Here is a 2,472-nt window from a genome sequence, read left to right as displayed (position 1 = left end):
CAAACTTTTTTGGAGAGTTTGATCTTGGCTCAGGACGAACGCTGGCGGCGTGCCTAATACATGCAAGTCGAGCGCGGGAAGCTAACTGATCCCCTTCGGGGGTGACGTTAGTGGAACGAGCGGCGGACGGGTGAGTAACACGTGGGCAACCTGCCTGTAAGATTGGGATAACTTGCGGAAACGTGAGCTAATACCGGATAATACTTTTCATCGCATGATGGAGAGTTTGAAAGACGGCTTCGGCTGTCACTTACAGATGGGCCCGCGGCGCATTAGTTAGTTGGTGAGGTAAAGGCTCACCAAGGCGACGATGCGTAGCCGACCTGAGAGGGTGATCGGCCACACTGGGACTGAGACACGGCCCAGACTCCTACGGGAGGCAGCAGTAGGGAATCTTCCGCAATGGACGAAAGTCTGACGGAGCAACGCCGCGTGAGTGAAGAAGGTTTTCGGATCGTAAAACTCTGTTGTTAGGGAAGAACAAGTATGATAGTAACTGATCATACCTTGACGGTACCTAACCAGAAAGCCACGGCTAACTACGTGCCAGCAGCCGCGGTAATACGTAGGTGGCAAGCGTTGTCCGGATTTATTGGGCGTAAAGCGCTCGCAGGCGGTCTTTTAAGTCTGATGTGAAATCTTGCGGCTTAACCGTGAGCGGTCATTGGAAACTGGAGGACTTGAGTACAGAAGAGGAGAGTGGAATTCCACGTGTAGCGGTGAAATGCGTAGAGATGTGGAGGAACACCAGTGGCGAAGGCGACTCTCTGGTCTGTAACTGACGCTGAGGAGCGAAAGCGTGGGTAGCGAACAGGATTAGATACCCTGGTAGTCCACGCCGTAAACGATGAGTGCTAGGTGTTAGAGGGTTTCCGCCCTTTAGTGCTGAAGTTAACGCATTAAGCACTCCGCCTGGGGAGTACGGCCGCAAGGCTGAAACTCAAAAGAATTGACGGGGACCCGCACAAGCGGTGGAGCATGTGGTTTAATTCGAAGCAACGCGAAGAACCTTACCAGGTCTTGACATCCTCTGACACTCCTAGAGATAGGATTTTCCCTTCGGGGACAGAGTGACAGGTGGTGCATGGTTGTCGTCAGCTCGTGTCGTGAGATGTTGGGTTAAGTCCCGCAACGAGCGCAACCCTTGATCTTAGTTGCCAGCATTCAGTTGGGCACTCTAAGGTGACTGCCGGTGACAAACCGGAGGAAGGTGGGGATGACGTCAAATCATCATGCCCCTTATGACCTGGGCTACACACGTGCTACAATGGATGGTACAAAGGGAAGCGAAACCGTGAGGTCAAGCAAATCCCATAAAACCATTCTCAGTTCGGATTGTAGGCTGCAACTCGCCTACATGAAGCCGGAATCGCTAGTAATCGCGGATCAGCATGCCGCGGTGAATACGTTCCCGGGTCTTGTACACACCGCCCGTCACACCACGAGAGTTGGTAACACCCGAAGTCGGTGAGGTAACCTCTTGGAGCCAGCCGCCGAAGGTGGGACCAATGATTGGGGTGAAGTCGTAACAAGGTAGCCGTATCGGAAGGTGCGGCTGGATCACCTCCTTTCTAAGGAAGATAAAAGGCGTAAGCGACTGTTCAGCGGTGACCGCATAAGCAAGGGACCGTAAAGCACCTGGTCTTTGGTGCTTGGAGTGTCAATTGCTTATGACGCGAACTGCTAGGAGCTGAAGCTAGATTATTACGGAATATCTAAATATTTATTTGGATGAAACATACTTGGTTGTTTGGTTCAGTTTTGAGAGAGTGATTTTCATTATTAAATCATTCTTTTTTTAGATGGGCCTGTAGCTCAGCCGGTTAGAGCGCACGCCTGATAAGCGTGAGGTCGGTGGTTCGAGTCCACTCAGGCCCACCATCTAAAAATGAAATTATTATATGGGGCCTTAGCTCAGCTGGGAGAGCGCCTGCTTTGCACGCAGGAGGTCAGCGGTTCGATCCCGCTAGGCTCCACTTTTGTACCTTGAAAACTAAATAAGAGTAATCTAACAAATGACATCAAATAGATTTATTGTAAAGCAAGGCTAATTTTATTAGCACGCTTATTCATTGTAACTTTAGTTAAGTGAATAAGGGCGCACGGTGGATGCCTTGGCACTAGGAGCTGATGAAGGACGGGACTAACACCGATATGCTTCGGGGAGCTGTAAGTAAGCTTTGATCCGGAGATTTCCGAATGGGGAAACCCACTGTTCGTAATGGAACAGGACTTGTGTCTGAATACATAGGGCACAAGAGGCATACCTGGGGAACTGAAACATCTCAGTACCCAGAGGAAGAGAAAGCAAATGCGATTTCCCAAGTAGCGGCGAGCGAAACGGAAACAGCCCAAACCAGAGAGCTTGCTCTCTGGGGTTGTAGGACACTCCACATGGAGTTACAAAGGAATTCTTTAGACGAATCCATCTGGAAAGATGAGCCAAAGAGGGTAACAGCCCTGTAGTCAAAA

General features: G+C 50.4%; 1 protein-coding gene, 2 tRNA genes and 1 rRNA gene. All 4 read left to right on the top strand.

What is annotated here, in order from left to right:
• Positions 1 to 6: 6 nt before the first annotated feature.
• Positions 7 to 1,571, top strand: a 16S ribosomal RNA gene (locus CAO17_RS16070).
• Positions 1,572 to 1,804: 233 nt separating this feature from the next.
• Positions 1,805 to 1,881 (top strand) — tRNA-Ile (locus CAO17_RS16065).
• Positions 1,882 to 1,903: 22 nt separating this feature from the next.
• A tRNA-Ala gene (locus tag CAO17_RS16060) sits at positions 1,904 to 1,976 on the top strand.
• A gap of 223 nt (positions 1,977 to 2,199) precedes the next feature.
• On the top strand, positions 2,200 to 2,466 hold the full coding sequence (locus CAO17_RS21460; RefSeq protein WP_218775516.1) for a hypothetical protein: 267 nt from the start codon (positions 2,200 to 2,202) through the stop codon (positions 2,464 to 2,466).
• The last annotated feature ends 6 nt before the right edge of the window (positions 2,467 to 2,472 follow it).

Origin of the sequence: Oceanobacillus senegalensis (assembly GCF_900176885.1) — a bacterium.
GTDB lineage: Bacteria > Bacillota > Bacilli > Bacillales > Amphibacillaceae > Oceanobacillus > Oceanobacillus senegalensis.
This window is presented reverse-complemented; position numbering and strand designations above follow the sequence as displayed.

Excerpts from the sequence above, each read along its gene's own strand:
- CAO17_RS21460 (WP_218775516.1), top strand. The coding sequence starts at position 2,200 with ATGGGGAAACCCACTGTTCGTAATGGAACAGGACTTGTGTCTGAATAC.